Genomic DNA, 2,365 nt, shown 5'->3' with positions numbered 1-2,365 from the left:
AAGGTAAAGCTTCCACAGGATACAAAGGGCTGTGCAGTATGCGGCGAGCACCCTACTATCACAGAGCTTATCGACTATGAACAGGCAGAATGTGACGGTGTACATTTATGATAAAACTAAGCAAAAGCGATTATGAAAAGATACTGCACCACGCTGAAAGCGAGCTTCCGAACGAAGCCTGCGGTCTTATCGGCGGAGTAAAAGAGGGCAGTGACAAGATAATAAAAAAGGTCTATCTTCTCACGAACATAGAACACTCAAACGAGCATTTTTCTCTTGACCCTAAGGAGCAGCTTGCTGCTATCAAGGACATGAGAGCAGAGGGACTTGTTCCTCTGGGCAACTGGCACTCACACCCTGAGTCACCTTCTCGTCCTTCTGATGAGGATAAAAGGCTTGCTTATGACAAGACAGCAAGCTATATGATACTCTCACTTATGAACAGAGATGAGCCTGTGCTCAATTCTTTTCATATCGAGGGAACGGATTCCACGAAAGAGAAACTTGTAATAGAATAAGGGCATAATAAAAGCAGTACTCGTGAAAAGGTACTGCTTTTTGTATTTATCAGCTTATGAAGCCTTTGCGCTCTTTCTGACCTCTGTGTAGCCTGCCGGTGACGGGATCTCATAATCGTCTGTGGAGTTTATGGCTCTCATCATGCCTGCGATAAGGTCAGGCTGTGTGATAGTGTAGTCAAATCTGTTTACGATGCCAAATCCCTTGTTGCCGTTGTAGCCGTTGTCCCAGTATACACAAACAACACCGTTTTTCTTTGCCGCCTTGATAAGATATTCAGACCAGTAGCGTCTGAACTCATTGTAGTCTGCAAACTTTTCTGTCTTGTCCTGTGCGCCAAATTCGCCGATAACAACAGGATAACCTTGACTTACAAACTTCTCGTTAAGAAGTGCCATTTGGCTGTCAACATAATCCTCCTGACCCCAGTTGTCATAATTCTTTACCGCATATTTGCCCCACTGAGTTTTTGCGGTCTTGTTCTCGTCAATAGTGAAATTGAATGGGTCATAATAGTGAACTGATATCATGATACGCTTGCCGTCAGCCTTGCAGCCGTTGTCGGTCGGTATCTTGAAGTTGTAATCATCTCCTGCTGTATATTCGATATTTGTGTTCCAACCAGGGAGAAGCAGCCAGCGTTTTTCATTGTTCGAGCCTGTTGCTCTCACTGAGTCAACAAATATCTGATTGTATGCGTTGATGTTATCATATGCTTTTTCGTCAGGCTTGCCGTAATCGTTGTTGAATTCCTCATTCATGGACTCGAAGATAAGGTGCTGGTCATAGTCCTTGAAACGGTCTGCTATCTGAGTCCAAACCTTGCCGTACTTGTCCTTTATCTCGGTCTGCTTGTCATCGTCTTCAGCACAAAGCAACCAAGAGTGGTCAACAGTGTAATATCCGTCACCATGCATATTAACTATAGCGAACATATCGTTGTCAACAACATAGTCAACGACCTCCTGAACTCTGTCCAGCCAGTCAGTGTCTATCTTGTAGTCAGGACCGTCTCCTATCATGTCAAGATAAGAAACAGGTATTCTTACTGTCTTGAAGCCCTGCGCCTTTATAGTGTCGATAAGCTCTTTGGTTATCTCAGGGTTGCCCCAGCAAGTTTCGCTGGGAAGTCCGCCGCTGGAAGCTTCAAGCTGATTGCCTAAGTTCCAGCCAAGCCCCATAGCCTCTGTTATCTGTGTCTGGTCAAGCTCTGTCCACTTCTTTGCTGTGTCTTTTGCCTCGCTGTCGGAGTTTTTTCCGCAGCCTGCCACAGCCGCTGTCATAACTCCTGCCAGCAGCAGAGCCGCAGCTCTCGATATGAATTTTCTCATTTTTTATATAACCTCTTTTCTTTTTGCGTATGTAAACGATTAACGCTAATGACTATTATAGCACACTGCACAATTTTTTTCAATAGTGAAAAGAAAATTTTATTATGTGGTTGAAATGAGTAATAAATGGCTGCATATTGCCTGTTGCGGCGAATATCCATATAAATAAGCATTTGCACTTGATTTTGTAATATTATGTGTTATAATAGTAGATAAACTTATAAGTTTACTTTGGTAAACAAAAGGGGATATTCATATGGCAGCACTTCTTATAAGATTATTTATAAAAGACAGGGATAACGTGAAAGATAAAAACGTCCGAAAAAAATATGGCTACCTAGGCTCATGTACTGGTATAGTCCTTAATATCATGCTTTTCCTCGGTAAGCTTATTGCAGGATTTGTGTCAGGTGCTGTGTCCGTTATGGCGGACGCCTTCAATAACTTGTCCGACGCAGGCTCGTCTATAATGTCGTTGGTTGGCTTTAAAATGGCGGCCAAAGCCGCAGACGAAG

At 43.3% G+C, this 2,365-nt stretch carries 3 protein-coding genes and 1 pseudogene; 3 read left to right on the top strand and 1 reads right to left on the bottom strand.

Annotated elements, in window-relative coordinates:
• Positions 1 to 111 (top strand): annotated as a pseudogene (locus QVO88_RS09145) (adenylyltransferase); the annotation flags it as partial.
• Positions 108 to 518: a M67 family metallopeptidase gene (locus tag QVO88_RS09140; protein ID WP_022288182.1), complete on the top strand. Its 411-nt coding sequence runs from the start codon at positions 108 to 110 to the stop codon at positions 516 to 518. The pseudogene QVO88_RS09145 and the gene QVO88_RS09140, both read left to right, overlap by 4 nt.
• Positions 519 to 572: 54 nt before the next feature.
• On the opposite strand, the gene QVO88_RS09135 is transcribed toward QVO88_RS09140, so the two are convergent.
• Entirely contained in the window at positions 573 to 1,850 is a 1,278-nt protein-coding gene (locus QVO88_RS09135) for a glycoside hydrolase family 5 protein (protein ID WP_022288181.1), read from the bottom strand.
• Between the two features lie 256 nt (positions 1,851 to 2,106).
• On the opposite strand from QVO88_RS09135, the gene QVO88_RS09130 reads away from it, so the two are divergent.
• A partial coding sequence (locus tag QVO88_RS09130; RefSeq protein WP_288177948.1) for a cation transporter occupies positions 2,107 to 2,365 on the top strand: 259 nt, incomplete at its 3' end.

The organism is Ruminococcus sp. CAG:57 (assembly GCF_000435935.1).
GTDB classification, from domain to species: Bacteria; Bacillota; Clostridia; order Oscillospirales; family Ruminococcaceae; genus Hominimerdicola; species Hominimerdicola aceti.
This window is presented reverse-complemented; position numbering and strand designations above follow the sequence as displayed.